The 24050-nt window shown below is 69.5% G+C and carries 14 protein-coding genes and 1 pseudogene; 10 read left to right on the forward strand and 5 right to left on the reverse strand.

All coding sequences use genetic code 11. The annotated features are described in order from the left end of the window. The 5 genes from ACIQIB_RS37625 to ACIQIB_RS37645 form a co-directional block, all read left to right on the forward strand. Positions 1 to 198, forward strand: a 198-nt coding sequence (locus ACIQIB_RS37625) for a hypothetical protein (protein ID WP_400763694.1), incomplete at its 5' end; no start/stop codon positions are given. Between the two features lie 124 nt (positions 199 to 322). Next, positions 323 to 1084 carry an IS21 family transposase gene (gene istA / locus ACIQIB_RS37630; protein WP_400763697.1) on the forward strand — a complete coding sequence of 254 codons (762 nt, stop codon included), beginning with the start codon at positions 323 to 325 and terminating at the stop codon, positions 1082 to 1084. 115 nt (positions 1085 to 1199) lie between these two features. After that, positions 1200 to 2270: a tyrosine-type recombinase/integrase gene (locus ACIQIB_RS37635; RefSeq protein ID WP_363615205.1), complete on the forward strand. Its 1071-nt coding sequence runs from the start codon at positions 1200 to 1202 to the stop codon at positions 2268 to 2270. Beyond that, positions 2267 to 2590 (forward strand): helix-turn-helix transcriptional regulator, encoded by a 324-nt coding sequence (locus tag ACIQIB_RS37640; RefSeq protein ID WP_363615207.1) that lies wholly within the window; start codon positions 2267 to 2269, stop codon positions 2588 to 2590. Before ACIQIB_RS37635 ends, ACIQIB_RS37640 begins: the two co-directional genes overlap by 4 nt. Continuing rightward, complete coding sequence (locus ACIQIB_RS37645; RefSeq protein ID WP_363615208.1) at positions 2587 to 4140, forward strand: hypothetical protein; 1554 nt, start codon at positions 2587 to 2589, stop codon at positions 4138 to 4140. Before ACIQIB_RS37640 ends, ACIQIB_RS37645 begins: the two co-directional genes overlap by 4 nt. Positions 4141 to 4231: 91 nt before the next feature. Here ACIQIB_RS37645 and ACIQIB_RS37650 read toward each other — a convergent pair whose 3' ends face one another. Continuing rightward, entirely contained in the window at positions 4232 to 4519 is a 288-nt protein-coding gene (locus tag ACIQIB_RS37650; RefSeq protein ID WP_363615210.1) for a hypothetical protein, read from the reverse strand. A 183-nt stretch (positions 4520 to 4702) separates the two neighbouring features. On the opposite strand from ACIQIB_RS37650, the gene ACIQIB_RS37655 reads away from it, so the two are divergent. Both ACIQIB_RS37655 and istB read left to right on the forward strand, forming a co-directional pair. Further along, positions 4703 to 5719: a Mu transposase domain-containing protein gene (locus tag ACIQIB_RS37655; protein ID WP_400763702.1), complete on the forward strand. Its 1017-nt coding sequence runs from the start codon at positions 4703 to 4705 to the stop codon at positions 5717 to 5719. Continuing rightward, positions 5716 to 6519 (forward strand): IS21-like element helper ATPase IstB, encoded by an 804-nt coding sequence (istB, locus tag ACIQIB_RS37660; RefSeq protein WP_400763705.1) that lies wholly within the window; start codon positions 5716 to 5718, stop codon positions 6517 to 6519. The genes ACIQIB_RS37655 and istB overlap by 4 nt, the downstream gene beginning before the upstream one ends. A gap of 56 nt (positions 6520 to 6575) precedes the next feature. Here the strand turns inward: istB and ACIQIB_RS37665 are convergent, their stop codons facing one another. The 3 genes and pseudogenes from ACIQIB_RS37665 to ACIQIB_RS37675 all read right to left on the reverse strand — a co-directional run bounded on the left by ACIQIB_RS37665 (position 6576) and on the right by ACIQIB_RS37675 (position 8429). Continuing rightward, the gene (locus ACIQIB_RS37665; RefSeq protein ID WP_400763708.1) at positions 6576 to 7472 is read right to left on the reverse strand and encodes a carbohydrate deacetylase; all 897 of its coding nucleotides are present in this window, start codon (positions 7470 to 7472) and stop codon (positions 6576 to 6578) included. 181 nt (positions 7473 to 7653) lie between these two features. Next, positions 7654 to 7783 (reverse strand): annotated as a pseudogene (locus ACIQIB_RS37670) (DDE-type integrase/transposase/recombinase); the annotation flags it as partial. A 40-nt stretch (positions 7784 to 7823) separates the two neighbouring features. Next, a complete protein-coding gene (locus ACIQIB_RS37675; protein ID WP_400763711.1) occupies positions 7824 to 8429 on the reverse strand; it encodes an AAA family ATPase in 606 nt (201 codons plus the stop codon). A 429-nt stretch (positions 8430 to 8858) separates the two neighbouring features. Between ACIQIB_RS37675 and proP the strand changes: the two genes are divergently transcribed. After that, positions 8859 to 10313 carry a glycine betaine/L-proline transporter ProP gene (proP, locus tag ACIQIB_RS37680; protein WP_400763714.1) on the forward strand — a complete coding sequence of 485 codons (1455 nt, stop codon included), beginning with the start codon at positions 8859 to 8861 and terminating at the stop codon, positions 10311 to 10313. 58 nt (positions 10314 to 10371) lie between these two features. Here proP and ACIQIB_RS37685 read toward each other — a convergent pair whose 3' ends face one another. Continuing rightward, positions 10372 to 14352, reverse strand: a complete 3981-nt coding sequence (locus tag ACIQIB_RS37685; protein WP_400763717.1) for a ricin-type beta-trefoil lectin domain protein — start codon at positions 14350 to 14352, stop codon at positions 10372 to 10374. A gap of 398 nt (positions 14353 to 14750) precedes the next feature. On the opposite strand from ACIQIB_RS37685, the gene ACIQIB_RS37690 reads away from it, so the two are divergent. Together ACIQIB_RS37690 and ACIQIB_RS37695 are read left to right on the forward strand one after the other, a co-directional pair. Continuing rightward, on the forward strand, positions 14751 to 22784 hold the full coding sequence (locus tag ACIQIB_RS37690) for a ricin-type beta-trefoil lectin domain protein (RefSeq protein WP_400763720.1): 8034 nt from the start codon (positions 14751 to 14753) through the stop codon (positions 22782 to 22784). A gap of 62 nt (positions 22785 to 22846) precedes the next feature. Then, entirely contained in the window at positions 22847 to 23398 is a 552-nt protein-coding gene (locus ACIQIB_RS37695) for a hypothetical protein (protein WP_400763722.1), read from the forward strand. Positions 23399 to 24050: the final 652 nt, after the last annotated feature.

Raw genomic sequence — 24050 nt, forward strand, 5'->3', positions numbered from 1 at the left:
TTCATCGGCGACCGCCCGGTCAACGCCGCCATCCACCCTGCTGGCCTGCCCATCAACACCTCCGAGGACGAGGTGTTGCGACGACCGATTGAATCTGCCCCGGGCGCCGTGGTCCGGGTGAAACACCACCCCGCGCATGTCGCCGCCCCGGGCGTCGACGGCGGCCTGGACGGCGCTGGCTTTAATCACGAGTCGTGACGTCAGTTGTTCACGAGTTTGGGAGGCACCCCGAACCACGGATGGGTGATGTTCACGAGTTTTGACGTCACCGGGGTACTTGCCAGGCCAGCATCGGGAGTGCTCCTGGTGAAAGGCCCTGGTCATGCCGCAGATGTCGAAGGTCGAGCTGTACGCCGCGATCCGGCGCGACCACCGCGACGGCATGAAGCTGCGGGAGATCGAGCGCAAGTACAACGTGTCGTGGCGGACGATCAGGAAGGCCGTGGACTCCGTCTGGCCGGAGCCGCGGAAGAAGCTCCCGCCCAGGCCGACCGCGCTGGACCCGTACAAGGCGGTGATCGACGGGATCCTGCAGGCCGACCTGGATGCACCGCGCAAGCAGCGGCACACGGTCACCCGGATCTTCCACCGCCTGGTCGAGGAGCACGGCGCCGACATTTCCTACCAGCAGGTCCGCCGCTACGTCGCCGACCGCAAGCCGCAGATCCTGGTGGAGTCGGGCAAGGCCCCGATCGAGGCGTTCGTCCCGCAGACCCACCAGCCCGGGATGGAGGCTGAGGTCGACTTCGGCGACGTGACGGTGAAGCTCGCCGGCGAGCTGGTGACCTGCTACCTGTTCTCATTCCGCCTGTCCTACTCGGGCAAGGCCGTCCACCGCGTCTCCGCGTCCTGCGGGCAGGAGGCGTTCTTCGAGGGCCACGTCCACGCGATGCGCACGCTGGGCGGCGTTCCAAGGAGCAAGGTCCGCTACGACAACCTGAAGGCTGCCGTCGCCCGGGTGCTGGGGCTGAGCCGGGCACGGGTGGAGGCCGACCGGTGGATCGCCTTCAGATCGCACTTTGTCCATGTTCCCGTGGGTTCGTTGATCCGATCCAGCCCTCTGGTGGCCTCGGCAGCAGCTTGATCTGCAGGTCTAGCGAGGTCACACTCGCGCTGGCGAATTCCGTACATCCCTCAGGATTCCTGAAGTATCATCAGCTGCTATGGTGAGGCCGCCTGAAAGCTGAAGGGGAGGACGGATGGCGCTGGCCGTCGTGCGCGACCTGCGGCCCGATCTGCGACTGGAGTCCGCCGAGGAGGTCGCCGCGTTCGAGCAGGACCTGTTGGCGGAGTTCGTGCTCGCCCGGGCTTCCGCCGGGGTGCTGGATGGCACGATCCGTGCGGACATCGGCGGGGTGCTCGGGCTGCGGGAGTGGTTTGGTCGACCGTTGTGGGAGATGCAGCCGCAGGACCTTGACCGGTACTTCGGCCGACATCGCCGCGGCTCGGCGCCGGGCACCAAGGTCCGCCAGGCCGCCGCGTTCGCCGTCTACTTCGAGTTCCTAGAGCTGAGGCACAAGGCGACGATCCACGCGGCCACCGGTGTGGTCGTCGAGTCGCCACTGGACGAGGTCAACCGGCCTCGCGGCGGCACCGCTTCGCGGTTGCGGATCCCGCCCTCGGCGGACGAGGCGACGAGGCTGTTCTCCGGGTGGCGGGCGGACATGGAGGCCGCACGCAAGTACGCGCCGGCCGCGCGGAATTACACCGCCGCCCGTCTGACCAGTCTGATCGGCCCGCGCATCTCGGAGTTGTGCCTGCTGCGGATCGGCGACATCCGGTGGGACCTTGGCCGGTTCGGCAAGATCCTCTTCAAGGGCAAGGGCAGCGTTGGCCGGGGAAAGAAGGAACGGCTCGTCCCGCTGATCAACGGGTCGCGTGACCTGCTGGAGTGGTGGGTCACCGGCCCTCGCTGGGAGTTCGACGACAGAGCCGAGGACCCCATGGCCCCGCTGTTTCCCTCCGAGCGCCGGTACGGCGACGGCTCCAGCCGGGCAGTGACCGACGACGCGCTGCGGTCCGGCCTCGCCGAGGTCGTCGCGCGCCATCTCCCGCACCAGATAGGCCAATTGACCCCGCACGTCCTGCGGCACTTCGCGGCCTCGGACCTTTACCGCAGCGGCATGGACGTCGTGGCCATCCAGGAAATCCTCGGCCACGAGTGGCTCAACACCACCATGATCTACGTTCACGTCGAGCAATCCCACGTTGAGGACGCGTGGGTCCGGGCTGGCCAGCGAGCCGCCGCACGCTTCGGGAGGACACGGTGAAGTGGAACCTGCGGATGGTCGCCGCCCAGCGCGACATCTGGAAGGCGTCCGAGCTGCAGCGCATGCTCGCGGACGCCGGGCTGGTCATCTCGGCGGGCAAGATGTCGCACCTGTGGTCGGGCCGCCCGCTGACCGTCCGCCTCGACGACCTGGACGTGATCTGCTCGGTGCTGCAGTGCACACCCGCCGACCTCCTGGTTCCCGAGCCGATCGACCATCGGCAGCCAGACAACGTGGATGAGCAGGCCGAGCGGAAGGTGGTGGGCGGCAGCCCGCTCGTGCTTCGTCGCCGTCTGGGCCGGTCCGGTCCGCCGTTGTGAGCGCGCCGATACGTCGACGCCGTCCCTGGGCCACCCGCAGCTGCCGGGACTGCCTGGGCTGGGGATGGCTCGACCGCCCCCGCTGCAAGGCCTGCTGGGGCTTCGTCGCCAAGGCCACCGGCGATCACTGCGAGATCTGCGACCGCGAGGTGGCCGCCCAGGACGGTGTCTGCCGGCTCTGCCGCCGGCAGGCCAGCCTGATCGCCGGACCGGAGAATAAGACGCGCGTCGACCTGGCGGTCGCTGCCCACACAGGTCACCAGCTGTTCATCATCGGCACCCTGCGTCCTCGCGGCGGCCTGCCACCCCGTCCGCAGAACACCGCAGACGGGCCACCGGACCGGCGGCTGCACTCCGTGCGGTCGCGTTGGAAGCAGTTGCCGCTGTTCGAGATGGCCCGTGACCTGCGCGGAGTCAGCAGCCTGGCACCGCTCCTGGACCCGGGCCTGGCCGCCGTCCTGGAAGCGCGTGCCGTACAGATCGCGGAGCTGAGAGGCTGGCCTCCGCGCACACTCGGCTCCGTCCGCAGGGGCATCCGCATCCTCTGCGCGGTCCACGGGATCGGCGAGCCGATCCGAGCGTCCACGATCGCCCAGCTCACCCACAATGCGATCCCCTCCAACCACGTCCTGGAGGTCTTCGAGGATCTGGACGTGCTGCTGGACGACCGGCCCGACACCGTGCAGACCTGGTGCGACAAGCACCTGGACTTCCTTCCCGCCGGGATACGGGCCGAGGTCGACGCCTGGGTCGCGGTCTCGCGCAACGGCACCCGGCGCCGGCTCCCTCGCTCCCGGTCCACGGTTGTTACCCAGCTCAGGCTGGTCCGGCCGTTCCTGCGCGAGCGGACGTCGACCTACACGACACTGCGTCAGGTCACCCGCGACGACGTCGCCACTTGGCTGGCCGCCCGCCCCAACCGGGTGCACGAGGCCAGTGCCCTGCGGAGCCTGTTCAACGTGCTGAAGAAGGAACGGCTCGTCTTCGCCAACCCAATGCGAGGGGTGACAACCGGCAAGAACCACACCTCGGTGCCGGTTCCGCTCACCGACCAGGAAGTCGACGCCGTCGCCCTTGCTGCCTGGCAGAATCCCGCCCTGCGCGTGGTCGTCGCCCTCGCGGGCGTCCACGCACTGCCCGCCAGGCGCATCCGTGCGCTCCAGCTGGACGAGGTCGACTTGCCCGGCCGTCGCCTCGACTCGGACGGATTCGACCGGCCGCTGGACGACTACACCGCTGAGGCGATCGCAGACTACCTGGCCTACCGTCGCCGTCGCTGGCCCAACAGCACCAACCCGCACCTGCTGATCAGCCGCAACACGGCGACCACCACGACAACGGTTGGCACCTTCTGGCTCGACCGCCTCGTCAAACGGCTGCCCGTCGGTCTGGACCGGCTCCGACAGGACCGCATCCTCGAAGAGGCTGCCGTCACCGGAGCCGATCCCCTACACCTCGCCCACGTCTTCTCACTCAGCGCCAGGGCCAGCCTCCGTTACGCCAATGCAGCCTCCGAGTCTGCCGCAGAACAGACCGGAGAGAAGCCCTGAGCAGCCACTTCGACCCCAGCTGGCAGCACGGACCGGCCACAGTCCTCTGGCCTGCGAGGACTTGCGGTCACATGAAGTCTTTGGTGGTCACCTACGACTGCGGTCGGCGCAGCGGTGTGAGCGCGAGGGCGGTGAGGTTGTGCGCCGCGGTTGCCACCTGGAGCGAATCGCGGTCAGCGGCAGCAAGCAGGTACCCAGCGGAGAACGAGGCGAGTTCGAGGTGGTTGAGCACTTGCTGGCGCCAGTCCGGGTCGTCGGTGGCGGTGAGCTCCTCGTGCAGCAGGCTCCTCACGAGCTGGTACTGCCGCCGTATCTCCGTCGGTGAGGCGGGGTCGAGCGGCGAGCTGGCCGGGGACGAGGTGGGAGGTTCGGGCTGCACGTGCTCTCCTGTCCGGGGGGCAACTTCGCTGCTGGGCGCTGACGTTCGCAGATCAGTCTGTCTCACGTGCTTCGGGAGCGGTTGGCAGGGGTGGCCCCTGTCACCTCCAAGTGGGGCTCCACTGAAACGGCGACTGAAGGTTCGCGTGGCCGACTGAAATCTCGCGCGGACACCGACACCTCGGTGGCGCCTGAGCTTCCGTGGGTTCACCCTGCCGACACTTCAGAATCTCTGAACTCACGGAAGATCGGGATCGAAAGTTTCTACTGCCGGCCCGGCATCGAGGGCGCCCACGAGAAGGGCGGCGTCGAGGGCCAGATCGGCTACTTCCGCCGCAACCACTTCGCGCCGGTGCCGGAAGTCGAGTCGCTGGCTGAGCTGAACGAGCTGGTCGAGCAGTGGGACCGGCACGACGGGCGGCGCCGGATCGGGTCCAGGGCCCGGACGGTCGACGAGTACTTCGAGGACGAGCGCCCGCGGCTGCTGCCGCTGCCGGAAGACCCGTTCGAAACCGGGCGGGTGTTCACCCCGCGCGTCGACCGCTACGGCCAGATCGCGGTCCGCACCAACCGCTACTCGGTGCCGGTGAGGCTGATCGGCAAGCGCGTCCGGGTGCTGCTGCACGCCTCCCACCTGGTGGTCTACGACAAGAACGTGGAGGTGGCCCGGCACGAGCGGCTGATCGCCAAGGGCGGCTGCCGACTGGAGCTGGACCACTACCTGGAGGCCCTGGTCCGCAAGCCGGGCGCCTTCCCCGGCGCGACCGCGCTCGACCAGGCCCGCTCCGCAGGGAAGTTCACCCCGGTCCACGACGCCTGGTGGGCCGCGGCGATCCGGGCGCACGGCGACGCCGAGGGCACCCGGGCGCTGATCGAGGTGCTGCTGCTGGGCCGTCACCTCCCGCACGAGCACATCGTCGCGGGCCTGGCCACCGCCCTGCGGGCCGGGGCCCTAACTGCGGATGCGGTCGCGTTGGAGGCCCGCAAGGCAGCACAGACCGAGGACGAACCCGTCGTCGCCGTCCCCACACCGCGGCCGACTGCCGGACTGGGAGCGGGGACGGTGACCTTCCTGCACGAGTGGAAGCTCAGCCACCTGCCGCCGGACACCAGGCCGCTGCCCTCGGTGACCCCCTACGACCAGTTGCTCCGACACCGCCGCGCCAGCGGCGGTGACCTGCGAGAGGGAGAAGCACCATGACCGCCATGCTGCCCCGCCAGCGGAACCTGACCGAGCAGGCCGCGACCACGGCCATCGACACCGCCTGCAGGCTCCTGCGGCTGCCGTCGATCCGAGGCGAGTTCGCCGACATCGCCGACCGGGCAGTCAAGGACCAGATGACCTACCGCGGCTTCCTCGCCGAGCTGCTGATGGCCGAGTGCGACGACCGCGCCCGCCGCCGCTCGGAGCGGCGGATCAAGGCCGCCGGTTTCCCCCGGGACAAGTCGCTGCGGACCTTCGACTTCGACGCCAACCCCAACATCGACCCCGCCGTGATCAACACCCTCGCCAGCTGCGAGTGGATCAAGAAGAGCCAGCCGCTCTGCCTGATCGGCGACTCCGGCACCGGCAAGTCCCACATGCTGATCGCCCTGGGCACCGAGGCCGCCATGCAGGGCTACCGGGTCCGCTACACGCTCGCCACCAAGCTGGTGAACGAGCTGGTGGAGGCCGCCGACGAGAAGCAGCTGAACAAGACGATCGCCCGCTACGGCCGCGTCGACCTGCTCTGCATTGACGAGCTCGGCTATATGGAACTCGACCGCCGCGGCGCCGAACTGCTCTTCCAGGTCCTGACCGAACGCGAGGAGAAGAACAGCGTCGCCATCGCCTCCAACGAGTCCTTCGGTGGCTGGACCAAGACCTTCACCGACCCCCGCCTCTGCGCGGCTATCGTCGACCGCCTCACCTTCAACGGCACCATCATCGAGACCGGCACCGACTTCTACCGACTCGCCAGCACCCGGGCCCGGGCCGAAGCACCCGCCAAGGCCGGCTGACTTCAGCACCCCGATAAGCGCGGCCCGTCACCCGCACGGGTGACGGGCCGGACCGCTCATCCGAAGCTCGTGCCCAGGGACCAGACTTGCTGGACCGTTCGATAGTCGATGACGGCTATGTCCTCCTGCTGGAGAACATCACGGGCCTGCTGCGAAGTCAGGAACTCGTAGTCTGTCCGGCGCACGGGCCAGCCACCGTCGACGGCCTGCGACTCCTCGTCGCTCAGACTGGGGTGCACCGCCCATTCATTGAGTCCCGCAGGCAGGTCACGCAGCATCCGAACGTATCGTGCAGCCTTCCCTTCGATGCCCAGGGAGAAGCTGTCCAAGAAGTCGTTGTCGGTGACCGGCAGCCCGCGTTTGCGCATCGTCCGGCGCCCGGGTTCGAGCCAGACCCGGACCGCGAGGCCGTACTCCGCGGCCAGCACAACGGTCAGGTCGAGGATGTCGTCGCGGCCGCCATCGGCCAGACAATGGAAGTCCAGATGGGTCGGCGCGAGTCCGGCGTTGGCGACGGCGTTGATCTGGGCGCGGAACTCAAGTTCGATCTCATCGAGCCGAGCTTGGCCGAGCAAGGCCGCTCGTCCGGCGGGCGACGGTGAGAACAGCTCGCCTGCAGGGTCCAGCAGTGAGGGAACTCGTTCCTTGGCGGTCAGCGGCCCCCACAGGATGTCGGGCATCTCGCACACCAGGGTGAGGTGGACTCCGAACGGGATCCAAGGGCGTCGGCTGAGCATCTCCAAGGCCTGCGGCGCTGCGGGGCACGGGACCATCAGGCTGCATGAACTCGCGATGCCCTCTTCGATCGACTCGATCACCGCCGCGTTGATCGCCGGATACATCCCGAAGTCATCGCAGTTGACGATCAGCAGCCGCGCACCAGGTGGATACCCCAGTAGCTGACTCGACTGCTCTGCAGGCGCGACGGCCGCGGGATTGGTGGTTTCATCCATGTCCGCAGTCTGAGACCCAGCCGGACGTCACGCACCGGAATTTGACCGCCATGAGGCGACACCGCCGTCAATTCTCGTGAACATCCGCAGCACCCAAGATCGCCAACTGCTGCCCAAACCGCTGACCAATCACTGCTACTTCACGTGAACGAAGCCACGGCGCCAACGGGCCGCAGCCGGCGCGCATGTGTTCCGCGAGCGACCAGCCCACGACCCTCCCGCGAGTGCATGTCGATCACCGTCGCCAGGTACATCCACGACCCACCGACCGGCAGGTACGTGATGTCCCCGCACCAGCGAACGTTCGCCGCCCCGGGCCCCGTTCTTTGGGTGCCGTCCCGGGCCCCGGCCCTACCCGGCGGCGTGCAGGGCGGCGTGGAGACGGGCGGGCAGGCTGTCCCAGGGGCGGCAGTCGACCACGGGCAGGGCGTGCCGGCGGGCCTGGTCGCCGAGCCAGTGCGAGAAGCGGGTGCTGATTTCGGCGCGGTGCGCCTGGACGCCGTACTCCGGTTCCCGCTCGGCGTAGTTGGCGGTGATCTGTCCGGCGTCGGCCTCGTGAAGGAACACTGCCTGTACCCGTCGGCCGGCTGCTGTGCCTTCGTGCATGGCCCGTGCGGCGGCGGCCGGGGTGAGGTAGTCGCCCTCGATGACGGCGGGTACGTTCACGGTCAGCCGGTTGCGTACGACTCCCAGCACGGCGGGTTCCAGCGCCCGGGCGGTGGCGATCTGGAGGTCCAGCACCCGGGTGGCGGGGAGTTCGGCACTGTCCGGCAGGGTGTTGAAGTGGTGCAGGTCCGGGTGCTGTCCGGCGGTGGTGATCTCCTGTATGGCGCTGACCACGTCGTCGAGCTCGACCACGAACGCCCCCGATTCCCTGGCGAGCCGGGCTGCTGCCCGGCTCTTGCCGATGCCCGACGCTCCGCCGAGCAGCACGATGTCCCATGCTCCCGTTGTCATGGGGTGACCGTATCGCGCGGGCTCGGCCCCGGTTCTCGTGGGCTGTGACCTTCGCGCAGACACCGTCCGGCAGCGGGCTCGGACGGTCCGCCGGTTTCTGGAAGCGGCCGGTGCGTCCGTCGGACCGCTGGCCCGGCTCCACCGCCATCGCCGGGCCGGGTACCCGGGAACGCCTGGACCGTCCCGCTGCCGGTGGCCGGTGTGGGCAGTCCCGAGTTTGGCGGCGGCGCCCGCGCGGCGACCTGGTCGAGCGGGTGACCGGGCCGGACGGCACACCGGGGCGCGGCGTGCGGCGGCGCCCGCCCGGCACCCCCCGCCCCGGCCCGGCCGGGTGTGAGTGATCTCTCACCGCCCCGGCCAGGGCGTTTGGGCCCGGCGTGAGCGGTCAGGCGGGGACGGTCCACCGTCCCCGGCAGAAGAAGCGGACCCTTGCGCCCATCGTCACCGACCGCCACCCCGCCCACCCCCGCACCCGGCCCGCCCGCCCCCGCGCCCGCCGCCGGGCCGCCCGCACCCGGCCGGGTCACCGTCGTCGAGCCGGGCATGCTGCGCCGCGCGGTCACCGCCGCGGCCCTGGGTAACGCCATGGAGTGGTTCGACTTCGGCGTCTACAGTTATCTGGCGGTCACCCTGGGCAGGGTCTTCTTCCCGGCCGCCGACGGCACCGCGCAACTGCTGGCCGCCTTCGCGACGTTCGCGGCGGCCTTCCTGGTCCGGCCGCTGGGTGGCCTGGTGTTCGGGCCGCTCGGCGACCGGCTCGGGCGGCAGAAGGTGCTCGCCGCCACCATGATCATGATGGCGGCCGGTACCTTCGCCATCGGCCTGATCCCCTCCTATGCCACGATCGGGATCTGGGCCCCGGTCCTGCTGCTGCTCGCCCGTATGGTGCAGGGCTTTTCCACCGGTGGCGAGTACGGTGGCGCGACCACCTTCATCGCCGAGTACGCTCCCGACCGCCGCCGCGGGTTCCTGGGCAGCTGGCTGGAGTTCGGGACCCTGGTGGGCTATGTCGCCGGGGCCGGCCTGGTGACCGTGATGACCGCGTTGCTGGACGAGCGGAGCCTGCTCTCCTGGGGCTGGCGTCTGCCGTTCCTGGTCGCCGGTCCGCTCGGCCTGATCGGTCTCTATCTGCGGATGCGTCTGGAGGAGACCCCGGCTTTCCGCGAGCTGAGCGACCGCGACGGCGCTGCCGACCGGGCCGGCGCCCCGGCGCGTCCGGGGGGCGGGCTGCGGGAACTGGTGACCACCCACCGGCGGGCCCTGGCGCTGTGTGTGGCGCTGGTGCTGGCCTACAACGTGACCGACTACCTGCTGCTGTCCTACCTGCCGACGTACCTGAGTACCGAGCTGGGTTTCGACGCCACCCACGGGCTGCTGGTGGTGGTGGCCGCGATGGTGCTGATGATGGCCGTCAACGCGCCGCTGGGGCTGCTGTCCGACCGGATCGGGCGGCGTCCGGTGCTGATGGCGGGCTGCCTGGGGTTCCTGGTCCTGTCGGTGCCCGCGCTGCTGCTGATCCGCCGGGGCGCCTACCCGGCGGTGCTGCTGGGCGTGGGCGGGCTGTGCCTGCTGCTGGCCTGTTTCACCGCCACCATGCCGGCCTCGCTGCCGGCGCTGTTCCCCACCCACATCCGCTACCGGGCGATGTCGGTCGGCTTCAACGTCTCGGTGTCCCTGTTCGGCGGCACCACGCCGCTGGCCGTCACCTATCTGATCGGCGCCACCGGTGACCGGATGGTGCCTGCCTACTACCTGATGGCCGCGGCGGCGGTCGGTGTCGTCGCGGTGCTCCTGATGCCCGAGAGCGCCGGCCGTCCGCTGCCCGGTTCGCCCCCGGCGGTCGCCTCCGAACGGGAGGCCCGGCACCTGGCGGACGCCGGTTAGGCGCGTGGGCCCGCGACGCTGGCTGCGTCGCGGGCCCGGGCTCGCCGGATCGGATCCGTCAGGCGGTGTTGGGGAAGAGCGTCCAGCGCTGGTTGGGTTTGCCGTTGCACTGCCAGATGCCGGGGACGGTGCCGTTGGCGTCGTTTCCGCCGGGGAGTTCGAGGCAGGCCTGGGCGGTGGGGTTGTAGAGGGTGCCGTCGGCGCGGAGGGTCCAGATCTGGCCGGCGGTGCCGGTGCAGTCCGTGATGGCGATCTTGGTGCCCCAGTCGAACTTGTTGTCGCGGGTGGTCACGCAGCGGCTGCCGGTGCGCAGGGTGCCGTCGGAGGCGAAGGTGAATTTCTGGTTGGTGCCGTTCCAGCAGTTGTAGAAGCTGAGGTCGCCTCCGTTGGGTGCGCCCAGGTTGTCGAGGCACCTGGCCGGGTTGTGGGCGGAGTTGATGTTGTAGCCGGCGGGGGTGGGCCGTGGCAGGACCTGTGGTGCCCCGAAGCGGGGCAGGCCTGCGGCGGGGGTGGTGCCCAGGTACTGGGTGAGGGTGCCGTCGGCGGCGGTGGTGATCAGGTCGGGGTTGCCGTCGGCGTTGATGTCACCGGGGGAGTCCACGGTGGGGTATGCGGCCGAGCTGAGCCCGAGTGGGAGGACGGGCCGTGCGGTGGGGGCCACCCACTTCTGGCTCGCGTTGTCGAGGCAGTCCCAGATGATCAGACGGTTGCCGGGGGTGTTGTCGCCGCTGGGGACGGCGAGGCACTTGCCGGAGTGGGGGTTCTTCAGCGTGCCCGGGTAGGGGCCGGCGGTCCACTGTTGGGCGGGGGAGCCGTTGCACTCCCACAGGTTGACCCAGGATCCGTTGGCGGTGGCTCCGCCGGTGACGTCGAGGCACTTGCCGAGGACGTGCAGCGATCCGTCCGTGCCGAGGGTGAACGCCTGGTTCGGGCTGATGCCCTGGCCGGCGCAGTTCCACAGCAGGGCGGCGGTGCCGTCGGTGGTGCGCCCGTGGTCGATGTCGGCGCACATGTTCTTGCCCGCGGCGTCGGTGACGGCGGACACCAGGGGCTGGCGAGCGGGTGCGTGCAGGGACTTCGCGGCGGGCGTGCCGTTGTCGGCCAGGGGCAGCGGCAGGCTGGTGACCGCGCCGGTGACGCTGTCACGGACCCAGAGTGCGGGGGCGTTGCCGATCAGGCCGGGGGACAGGAGGGTGAAGCCGCTCCAGTCGTCCCCGTCGGCGCCGAGTTCGATACCGGCGGTGAAGTAACAGCCGACGATCGTGCTGGCGGGGTAGTAGCGCAGGTGGCCGTTCTCGACGGTGACGAGATTGGGCCGTCCCTTGACCCCCGGGGCCGGGTTGACGGCGGTCATCTGGGTGATGTTGCCCCAGGTGCCGTCGATGCCCTTGTCGCACAGGGTGGCGCTGTTGCCGATTTTGGTGGAAGTGAAGGTGTAGTGGCCGGCGGCGCCTTCGGGGACGTGGTTCGAGTCGTTGACGTAGACGTAGAGCTGCTTGCCGGCCTTGTCATAGACGAGCAGGTCGTCGACGCTGTTGTCGGTGACCGAGCCGCGGTGGGCGAGCAGGTAGTTGTTCCAGCTGTCGTGGTTGGGGCTGCGGTCCGCGGTGGAGGCGGTTCCGGGCTGGGCGGTGAAGTCGCTGTTGCCCGGGAGCAGGGTCAGCGAGCCGTCGGCCGCGGGGATCAGGTAGTCGGGGATGCCGTCGAAGTCCACGTCGCCGGCGACGGCCTTGGTGGCCGGGTTCCACGGGGCGTAGAAGTCGTACGTGGCGGCCTGGGGCTGGGTGTTGCCGGCGTTGTCGGTGGCGCGGACGTACAGGCGGTGGGTTCCCCAGTTGTCGGGGTTGAGGCTGATCGGGATGTCGGCGTACGCGGTGCCGTCGGCGGCGAACCTGGCCGGCGCGGAGCCGTATCCGGTCGGCCGGCTGTTGTCGTCGAGGGAGTACTGGAACTCGCGGACGCCGCTGGCGATGCAGCTGCCGCGGGTGCAGCCACCGGGGACGGGGTCGGTGCTGGTCACCCGGATGGTGGCGTTGGTGTCCCCGGCATGGCCGGTGGGCTTGATGCCGCTGCCCAGCGGGGGGAACACCGTGGACGGGGCGATGTGCGCGAGCGTCGGCGCGCTGAGGTCGACGTTGAAGTAGCAGTAGGCCGTGCCGGGGCTGTTGAGGAAGCCGTCGCTGGTCCAGGCGTTCCAGCCGTACTGGTGGCCGTCTGCGGCGGGGAAGCCGAGGGTGGCCGCGCCCCAGCCCCAGCCGTTGATGGTCTGGCTGGTGCGCCAGCTCCCGCCGCCGGGGCCGCCGTTCGGGTCGGCGGTCATGTTGTCCCACACGTGGAAGCCGACCACGATGTTGGTGCCGGGCATCGAGGTGGAGCCCCAGGCGTGCAGGGTGATGTCGGAGGTCCCGTCCGGCAGCGGCACGGTCTTCCCGATCCATCCGGGCTGCCCGTTCCCGCACGCGGCGCCGCTGGGGTTCACCGAGTCCGGCCTGGTGTACATCGCGTCGGGGGTGTTCGGCGCGATGTCGTAGGTGGCGAGGATGGACGGGTTGGTGCTGAACCGCATGAAGTGGTCGACGCCGGTGGACGGGTTCTCGTCGCCGAACAGGCCGACCGTCCATGCCTTGAAGCCCTGCTGGGCCACCGTCCGCAGCGGGCCGGTGACGTTGAAGATGACCGTCTTCTCACCGCACCCGAAGTACGCGCTCTTGGGCCACTGGGTGGTGTCGATGTCCTGGACGATCTGCGGCTGCCGGTTCCAGGTGGTGCCGGCGTCGATGCCGCCGGTCCACTTCAGGGAGACCGGAGCCTGGGCGTTGCAGTCGTGGGCGGCGGCGTAGGACTCGTTGAAGTACATGTTGGCGTTGTCGATGTACATCTGCGGTGTCACGGCGCTGGTGTTGAACTCGTAGTACGAGCGTTCCATGCCGTAGCAGTTGGCCAGGTAGTGCTGGTAGCCGACGCCCTGGCCGTGGTCCTGCGCGATGTCGTACGCCGGGTCGTTGGGGCAGCCCTGCATGACCTGGGCGAAGTGGCTGGTGCCCATGGGCGGTGTCGGCTGGAAGGCCGGGTCGATGTACAGCGGCCAGACGGTGCCCTTGCCGGCGAGCAGGTCGGCGTCGGGGGTCAGTGTCAGAGCCGAGGCGCCGGTGCTGACGCCGACCGGCTTGACGTGCGCGCCCCGGCCCGGCCCGTTGGTCGAGGAGGGGCTCCCGGCGGCCGGTGCCGGGGTTTCGTCGGCGTGTGCCGGGGCGGGCAAGGCGCCCGCCTTGCCCGCGGGGGACGGCGCGGGAGCGTCCGAGGCGGAGTCCCACATCAGCGGGGCGGGGGCACTGAAGGCCGCCTTGCCGTCGGTGGTGACGGCGGTGATGCTTCCGTGTTCGTCGCTGGAGACGACCAGATCCTTGGTGGCGGTGCCGAACGTCAGCGACTTCAGCGCCGGGTCGGCGGCGGCCTCGGCGTTCTTGACGACCAGGACCTCGCGCACCGCGCCCTGGTCGCCGACCTCCACCCGGAGGTCCACCCCGGGCAGCACCCCCGGGTAGACGGCGGCACCTCCGGTCACGGTGGGCTGGGGCAGCTCGACCGGGAAGGTCAGTGCCAGGCTGCGGCCGTCCCGGTCGGTGAGGGTCGCCAGCGGCCCGGTGCCGCCGCCGGAGACGGTGACCCCGGACGGCGTGGCCTTCGGGGAGTAGCTCCCGTCGGCGTTGCGGGCGAGGTTGGCGTCGACCCCGGTCCAGGTGCCGTTCTTCTTCACCCGGGCGGGCAGCACGTGGGTGGTGACGGCGAGCTTGCCGTTCGGCTGGGCGACGGTGAGCGAGGTCTCGGTCGTCAGTTCCTCGACGGTGACCGGCTTCCCGGTCGTCTTCGCCTGCTGCCGGGCGGCCTGCACCGGTCCGGCGCCGGGTCCGGCGGACGCCGGGGCCTGGGCGCTGCTCTGGCCCGGCGGGACGGCGAACGGCCGGTCGTCCGCGAGCGCGACCGCCGGGGCGGCGCCCAGGACGAGCCCGAGCGCACAGGCCGGCGCAAGGCGTCTCATCAGACGGCTGCGTATCCGCGGCGCGGATGGACGGATTTCTCCCATGGTGTGTCAGTTCACCTTCACAACGCGGCCCGACCCGTATACGCGACCTCTATGTGCCATGCATCACATTGACCGATACGCGGGGTGGCCTTTGTCCAATTTTGGCGCGTTTCCGATTGGCCATCAGCTGACGTGACGTCATTTCGGCCGTCCGGTCGTAGCCGAACGCTATTGCGCCCGCGGACGGGCTGGCAATACGGTTCCGGCCGTCACGCTGGGACACCTTTTTCCCCCGCAACGACGCAGGTCACAGACCCATGTCAATTCCGTAACACGGAGGGACGCTGATGCAACCCGGTTGGGGTTGGTTCGCTCACTTTTCACCGAGAGGGGGTGGTCGATGGCGAAATGCGTTGACTGTTCCCGCTCTCATCGCCGCTCTCTCACTCGTGGTCCCCCTGGTCGGCGAAGGAGTCGCCTTCACCGCACAGGCCGCCAGTAAGGAAGAAGCACCCCTCCCGAAGCTCCCGGTCGTCGGCGGACACAACGCCGACACCAAGCGGGAGCCGACGGCACTGCCGTACCCGGAGGGTTCGCGCGAACTCCGGGCCCACAAATCGGACGCGGCGCAGTGGCCGAAGCAGGCCGCGGTCACCGTCGACCTGAAGAACCGGCCCGACCTCGTCGCGGCCAAGGGCGGGGACGGTTCGACGGTCCGGGCCGGTGACACCCCGGTCCTGCTCGGCGCGGCCACCCCCGGCCGGAGCGCCGGCAGGACGAGCGCCGCCGGCGGTGACACACCCGCCGCCGCGCCCGGCACCGTCGAGGTGAAGGTCGCCGACCGCGCCCAGGCCGAGCAGGCCAACGTCAACGGCCTGCTGGTCGGCCTCAAACGCGCCGACGGCGGCACCGACGCCGCGAGCCTCGACGTCTCGCTCGACTACAGCTCGATCGCCGACGCCTATGGCGGCGGCTGGGCCTCCCGCCTGCGCCTGGTCGCGATGCCCGCGTGCGCGCTGACCACGCCCGAGCGCGCCGAATGCCGCACCCGGCAGCCGGTCGACTCCACGGTCGACCCCGCCACCAAGAAGATCACCGGCACCGTCGTCCTCCCGGGCGACGCCGCCATCCCCGCCGCCCCCGCCAAGCCCGCCCCCGGCGAGGCACCGGCCACCACCCCGCTCGACTCGGCACGTTCGCTGACCTCGGGCGGCGGCATCGCCCTGGGAGCGGTCGCCGAGGCGAGCGGCTCGCAGGGTTCCTACACGGCGACCGACCTGTCGGCCTCCGGCACCTGGTCGCAGAGCGCGTCCGGCGCGTTCACGTACTCCTACCCGATCACCATGCCTCCGTCCCTGACCGGTACCGCGCCGGGCGTGGCGCTGTCCTACAACTCCCAGTCGGTCGACGGACAGACCTCCGCCCGCAACTCGCAGGCCGGCTCGATCGGTGACGGCTGGTCGTACAGCCCCGGCTTCATCGAGCGGTCCTACAAGTCGTGCCAGACCTCCGGCATCAACGGTTCCGCCGACCAGTGCTGGGCGGGGTGGCGTGCCACCCTGTCCCTCGGCTCCCACTCCGGTGAGCTGATCCAGGACTCGAACGGCGTCTACCACCTCCAGAACGACGACGGCACGAAGATCGAACGGCTGACCGGCGCAGCCAACGGCCTCTGGCAGGGCGAGTACTTCAAGGTCACCGTCACCGACGGCACGACCTACTACCTCGGCCTCAACCACGCGCCCGGCACCACCTCCGACGACGCCACCAACAGCGCCTGGGGCGCCCCCGTCTACCACCCCAACAGCGGCGACCCCTGCTACACCGCCGCCAAGGGCAAGAACTCCCAGTGCGACCAGCAGCCCGGCTGGCGCTTCAACCTCGACTTCGCCGTCGACCCGCACGGCAGCCTCCAGCGCTACGACTGGGCCACCGAGACCAACCGCTACGCCATGGGCGCCGGCCAGGCCGCCGCCACCGGCGGCAGCGGCACCCTCACGCCTTACACGCGCGGCGGCCACCTCACCCGCGTCTCCTACGGCTACCAGCTCGCCGACGCCCTCGCCGGACGCGAGCCGTCCGCCCGGGTGGCCTTCGACATCGCCGAGCGGTGTGTGGTCTCGGACACCGTCTGCCGGCCCGAGAACCTGTCGGGCGCCACGGCCAAGGACTGGCCGGACGTCCCCTACGACCTCGCCTGCCAGGATGGCTGGACGACCAGCGGCACCGGCAGCAACGTCTGCCGGATCGGCTCGCCCACCTTCTGGTCCACCAAGCGCCTGCGCGCCATCGGCACCGAGCTGCGTACGCAGGGCGGCTGGAAGGGCGTGGACCACTACGACCTCAAGCACCTGTTCTCGGATGCCGGCGGCATCATCGATCCGATCACCGGCAAGAAGCCTGACAAGCAGATCGCCTCCTTGCAGTCGGTGATGTGGCTGTCCGAGATCCGGCACACCGCCCTCGACACCTCCGCCGGCGGCACCGGTCCGATCGCCCTCGACCCGGTCACCTTCGCCGGAACCGAGATCGACAACCGCGTCGACGGCTCCACCCCGGCGGCGCCACCGCTGTACCGGCCGCGCGTCATCGGGATCAACACCGAGTCCGGCACCTCGATCGCCGTCACCTACCGGGATCCCGAGTGCTCGCGGACCAAGGGCACCATGCCGGCCTCGGCGGACAGCAACACCATGGCCTGCTACCCGGTGTACTGGACTCCGACGAACGCGGGCTCCCCGATCGCCGACTGGTTCCAGAAGACCCTGGTCGCCAAGGTCACCGCCACGGACACCACCAAGGCCAACTCGCCGGCCCGTGAGACCGCCTACACCTACAGCGGCGCCGCCTGGCACCGCGACGACTCCGACCTGACGGACGACCAGTACCGCACCTGGAACGACTTCCGCGGCTACCGCACCGTCACCACCACCGCCGGCTCCGGCCCCGACCCGGTCAGCCAGAGCACCGTCTCCTACTTCCAGGGCATGGACGGGGACTACAAGGCCGACCGTACGCTCCGGGTCAGCAGGCCGAAGAACTCCCTCGGTGAGGAGACCGTCGACAGCCCCTGGCTCGTCGGCACCGCGCAGGAGTCCGTCACCTACACCCAGGCCGGCGGCACCCCCGTCGCCAAGCAGTTCACCGACATCTCCGTCGCCCAGACCGCCACCGCCACCAGGGCGCGTACGGCCTGGACCTCCAAGACCCCCCCGCCCGATCCCTCCTCGCTCTCGGTCCTCCCACCGCTGGAGGCCCGCCGTACCGAGAGAACGAGCACCCGTTCCGGCGCTCTCCTGTCCGACGGCACCACCTGGCGGATCGGGCGCACCACTACGGACCTCGACACCTGGGCACGCCCGGTGAAGGTCGACGTCCAGCCGGACCTGGGCACCCAGGCCGACCGCACCTGCAGCACGACCACGTACGCGGCGCCGCCGGCGAGCAATCCGATGATGCTCACCTACCCCAGCGGCACACTGACCGTGGCCGGGCCGTGCGTCTCCACCGGATCCGTCGGATCCGCCACGAAGACGATCAGCGACCGCCGGCTGATCTACGACGGGAACGCCGACCTGGCCAACCCCGGCGCCGTCGACGTCCTCGGCCAGAACGGCACCACGCTCGGGTACGTCACCGCCGTCCAGGACGCCAAGTCCTACGACGCGCAGGGCCACGCCGCCTACCGGACCGTCGAGGCCCAGGGCTTCGACGGCTACGGGCGCGTCGTCCGCAGCGTCGACGAGACGGGCGCCGTCGAACTGACCGCGTACACCCCGGCGACCGGTGTGCTGCCGTCCGAGGTCGCCACCACCAACCCGCTGGGCTGGACGAGCAGGAGCACCGTCGCTCCGGTCCGCGGCCTGATGACCCGGGCGGTGGACTCGAACGGGCGGGTCACGGACTCGACCTACGACGCACTCGGCCGCCGCACCGCCGTCTGGCTGCCCGGCAACTCCAAGGACGCCGGCCGGCCCGCCGACAGCACGTTCGCCTACGAGATGCACGGGGTGGACCCCACCCCGACCAGCCGTGCCAACCCGCCGAGCGTCACCACCAAGACACAAACGGACAGAGGGACCTGGGCAGCCTCAGTCACCATCTACGACGGCTTCCTGAAGCCTCGTCAGACACAGGCCACCCCGACCAACGGCGACCCCGGCCGGATCCTCGGCCACACCCGCTACGACAGCCGCGGCCAGGTCACGAAGTCCACCACGGCGTGGTACGACGGGACGAACGGCGGACCCGGCAGCACCCTGTTCGAAGAGAAGGACACCGAGGCCCCCTCGCAGACCCGGTACCTGTACGACGGTGCCGGCCGGCAGACCGCCGCCAAGCTCTTCGCCAAGGGCACGGAGCTGTGGCAGACCGTCACGGCCTACCCGGGCGCCGACCGGACCGACACCACCCCGCCCAGCGGCGGCACCCCGAGCACGGTGTACACCGACGCCCTCGGCCGCACCACCTCCTCCGTGCTCCACGGCGGAGCGGGCACGGGCGACGTCACCACCCGCTACGCGTTCGACGAGCGCGGCAACCTCGCCACGATCAAGGACAACGCCGGCAACACCTGGTCCTACTCGTACGACCTCCAGGGCCGGCGCGTCTCGCAGAACGACCCCGACGCCGGCTCCTCCGCCACCGCCTACGACGAGCTGGGCCGGGTGGCGAACACGACCGACGGGCTCGGCCGGCAGCTGTCCTACACCTACGACCTCCTCGGCCGCACCACCGGCCGCTACGAGGGCACCAACACCGGCGACCAGTCCAAGCTGCTCGCCTCCTACACCTACGACACGCTCGCCAAGGGCTACCCGACATCGAGCACCCGCTACGTCGGCGGCGCGGCCGGCAGCGCCTACGTGAAGAAGGTCAACGGCTACACCACCCGCTACCAGCCCACCAGTACCACGACCACCGTCCCCGCCGCCGAGGGCAGGCTCGCGGGCGACTACACCCAGACTCTCTACTACACGGACAATCTCGGCCTTCCGGCCGGCCTCTCCTACGGCGCCGACGGCGGCCTGCCCACCGAGAAGTACGGCTTCGCCCGGTCCGAACTGGGCCAGGTCATCGCCACCGGTACGGACCTCAGCAAGCTGCTCGACCTCGCCAACTACAACCCGCTCGGCCAACTGCTGCGCTCCCAGTACGGCGAGCGCGACCAACTGCTGCGGACCGCCCGTACGTACGACGACATCACCGGCCGGCCGACGACAAGCAGCGTCAAGTTCCAGGAGGCGGAAGCCAATCCCATCTCGCACACCACCTACGGGTACGACCAGTCCGGGAAGCTGACCAGCGTCTCGGAACTGCAGTCCTCGGGCAGTGTGGACCGGGCGTTCGACACCCAGTGCTTTCGCTACGACGGCCTCAACCGCCTCGTCGAAGCCTGGACCGACACCTGGGGCGTCAGCACCCCGGGCCCGGGCCAGGTCTCGCACTGCAACAACACCGACCCCGGCCCGGCCAACATCGGTGGCCCGGCCCCGTACTGGCAGACCTTCCAGTACAACCAGCTCGGCGGCCGTACCCAGCAGGTCCGCCACGATGTCACGGGCGACACCTCCCGTGACGTCACGCAGACCAGCACCTACCCCGGCGACGGCCGCACCCCGGCCGCCAAGCCCAACACCCTTACCAGCGTCACCACCCGTACCGGCCAGGCCACCAGCCGACTCACCTCGGCCCTGCCCGCCGCCGACGGGTCCGCGCTCTGCCTGGACGTGTGGGGAGCCAGGACCGCGGACGGCACGCCCGTCGAGACCTGGACCTGCAGCACCTCCAGCGCCCAGAAGTGGACCCGCCCCGGCGACGGCACCCTGCGTGCCTTCGGCAAGTGCGCCAGCCCGGTCGGCGGGACCGTCGGAGCAGGCACCAAGATCGAACTGACCACCTGCAACGGCGGCGAGGGCCAGAAGTGGCAGGACGGCGCCAACGGCGCCATCGTCCACACCGCCTCCACCCTCTGCCTCGAGATCCCCGGATGGAACCAGGCGCCGGGCACCCAGCTCGGCCTCTGGTACTGCAACGGCAACCCCAACCAGAAGTGGCCCGCCACCGTCAACCCGCCGAGCGGCCCCGGCTACACCGCGACGCTGACGCCGCAGTACGACGCCGAGGGCAACACCACCAACCGTTCCCTCAGCACCTCGGGCACCCTGCTTTCGGCCGTCCCCACCACCAGCACCCCGATCTGCCTGGACGCGGCCGGTGGCACCAGCGCCAACGGCACCCCGGTACAGACCTGGACCTGCAACAACACTGGCGCCCAGCGGTGGGATATCGGGACGGACGGCACCCTGCGCGTCCTCGGCGCCTGCGCCCGCCCGGTCGGGGGCCAGGCCGGCTCGAACGCGCAGATCGAGTTGTGGACCTGTGACGGCAGCGCCAACCAGCGCTGGCGCACCGCCGCCAACGGCGGTCTCGTCCACGACTCCGGCCTCTGCCTCGACATCCCCTACGCCAGCACGACCCCCGGCACCCGCGTCACGCTGTGGACCTGCAACCAGGGCCCCAACCAGAAGTGGGCCACCGGCACCGGCACCCAGCCGCTCGCCGGAGCCGCCCAGACCCTCACCTACAACGTCGAAGGCCGCACCGAGACCGTCACCAGCCCCAACGGGGTGGGCACCAGCACCTCCAGGTACCTGTACGACGCCGACGGCGAACTGCTCGTCCAGCGCGGTCCCGACGGCACGATCCTCTACCTGTTCGACGACGCCGAACAGCTCACCCTTTCCCCCGACGGCACCACCGTCACCGGTGACCGCCACTACCCCCAGCCCGACGGCACCACCGTCGTCCGCTCCAGCAACGGAGCGCTCACCTACCAGTTCACCAACCCTCAGAACACCTCCACCCTCCAGGTCGACGCCGCCACCCGGTCCATCACCCGGCGCCCGTTCGACCCCTACGGGAACGTCCGCAGCGGCCTCCAGCCATCCGGGTGGGTCGGCAACCGCGGCTACCTCGGCAAGCCGGTGGACGCCGCCAGCGGCCTCAACCTGCTGGGCGCCCGCAACTACGACCCGGTGCTCGGCCGCTTCCTGACCGTCGACCCGCTCCTCGAGGCCGGCAACCCCGACCAGATGGGCGGCTACTCCTACAGCAGCAACGACCCCGTGAACCGCTCGGACCCGAGCGGCCTCATCGACGGCGACTGCTGGGAAGGACGCTGCCACGGCCACTACAGCGGCCGGGGGGCCGCGGACGTCAACTTCGACGGCACCCTCAAGGTCGTCAACCGCAATTACGACGTCGAGCAGGCTCACGACCCCTGGATCCACCTGGGCGCGGACCTCTACATCCCCAACACCAAGGGCATCGGCGAGACACTCAGCGTGTACCGCGACGAGCTCGCCAAGGAGCAACGGTCCACCTACGGCATGGACCTGACCGCGTCGAACTACCGCGGAGCGATGTCGCGCGCCTGCGACCGCGTCAAGTCCTGCAACGAAGCGGAGCTGCTGACCAGCAGCACGGCACAGCTGGTCGCGCTCGGCGAGATCACCGGATCCGACCGCGGCGGCATGGGCGGTGGTAGGGGGCCGAAGGGAGCCAAGCCAGGCCCGAAGGCCAACACCGGCCGCTCGGACAACGGCGCGAAGACAGGCCAGGGCAGGTCGACCAACCCGAGCACGCCCCAGTCCGAGAAGTCCGTCGCCGCAAAGCGGCGGGCCAAGTGCGAGGACAACTCGTTCCCAGACGACGTCCTGGTCCTCTTGGCCGACGGCAGCACCAAGCAGATCGCCGACATCGAGATCGGTGACGAGGTCCTGGCCACCGACCCCGAGACCGGTCTCACGACGGCCAAGCCGGTGACTGCGCTCATTATCGGCGAAGGCCTCAAGAACCTGGTCACGATCACCATCTCCAAGGAGGGGTCGTACCAGCGCCCCGTGCAGCTCACCGCGACCGACGGACACCCCTTCTGGGTGAACTCCCGCGGCGAATGGGTCAAGGCAACCGACCTCAAACCGGGCGACACCCTCAAGGCCTCCGACGGATCCACCGCCCGGGTCCTCGCAGTCGATCGGTGGACCCAGCAGCAGGAAGTCCGAAACCTCACCGTCGACAACCTCCACACGTACTATGTACTCGCCGGCACAACGCCGGTGCTGGTGCACAATGCCGGATCGTTCCCGACACCGCCGCAGATCATTCAGAATGCCATCGACATGTACAACAATGGCCAGCTCACCCAGCGGATGACCGGCCCGAAGGGAAAGCAGGTGCTCGACTTCTTCCGCGGTGACACCGGTCCGATCGGTGCCCGAAGGTACTGGAAGGGAGCTAAGATCTATGACGTTCCTGGTGGAGGGAATGACTATCGGCTCATGGTCAAGGACGACGGCACGATCGGGTGGGTGGGTCCCACCGGCGGTAAAGCAGGAGCAGGTCACAACTATGACAACATCAGCACCTACAAGCCCGCCTGCTAACGGTGGTGAGAATGACTCCTGATATGGCGGCGCTCTCGAGGCGATGCGACACCGCAGGGCTAGTGCTGCTCGATGTCGCTGGTGCAGCTGACGTCATTCCCGCCAATGCGGCGTGGATGGCATCGGCGTGCAGGCCGGACGATGGCAGGTTCGATGAGGAGTTCGACTTCCAGGACACTGAACTGGTCCAGAAAGCGAATGAGGCCTGGCTCGCCATGGCACAGCAGTACGGACTCCTGGACCAGAGCCAAGAGTTCTTCCTGTCGCTCACGATCCCCGGACCCAACGGATTTCCAGTCGTACGTTGGGGGCTCGTGCAGCTGAAGGATGAATGGGACCTCATGGGTACCGGGACGGCGAACGGGCTTCTTGGTGGCCCCTACGGTCGGCCGGGGTTCGTCATGTTGTCCAAAGCGGGGTACACGGTGGTTGCCGGGACCACCTGGCAGGACGGGATCGGCGTGCTTGCCGTGCCGAATCCTCACCGCGCATCCGCGATACGCAATTTCATGGAAAAAACTCCAAGGGGATCCGTTTCCGAAGAGGAGTACGCCAATATCCAGAATTGGCTATCGCGCCCTCCTCGCAACGTTCGGCGCACGTCGAACCACTGATTCCCAATGAGGCCGTCAAGCCCGTCTGGTGACTCGTTGTAAGCGCCAGTTCGGTGCGACGGCGGAAGAAGCCCTGCCGGAGAGTTCTTCGGCAGGGCTTCTCGATTCTGACGGCAGTAGTTAACGGTAACGTCAACGGACGGGTGCTGTACAAAGCGGGGGATCGTCGCTGTTGCCGGGATTGGTGGCGGCTGGGCAGTTGATCGAGGCCGAGGCCACAGCCCGGATCGGTGCCCAGTGGAACGAACACACGCAGACCCACACCACATTCGCAGCTGGCGCCGGGAAAAGACACGCTCACCACCCAGGCCTGGACCGACGCAAGCGACCTCAAGGCAGGCGATAGAGTCCGCACAGATGACGGCACAACGGTCGAGGTCCTCGACGTCCGCAACTATCACACGGCGCCGCACACCGCCTACAACCTCACTCACCCCAGAAGCCCCGCCGGAAATGCTCCCGGCGGGGCTTCTGGGGTGTCTGACGGCAGTAGTTGACGGCAACGTCAGCGGACGGATGCTGCACAAAGCGGCGGTTCGTCGCCGTCGTCCGGTTCGTCGGGAGTGTCATGAATCAGGTGGACACCCTGATCAAGGGAGACACTGATGAGCTCGCTGACGGATCACCAGATCGGGTCGGTTCCTGACGGAAC

This window comes from Kitasatospora sp. NPDC092286 (assembly GCF_044755565.1).
Classification (GTDB): Bacteria; Actinomycetota; Actinomycetes; order Streptomycetales; family Streptomycetaceae; genus Kitasatospora.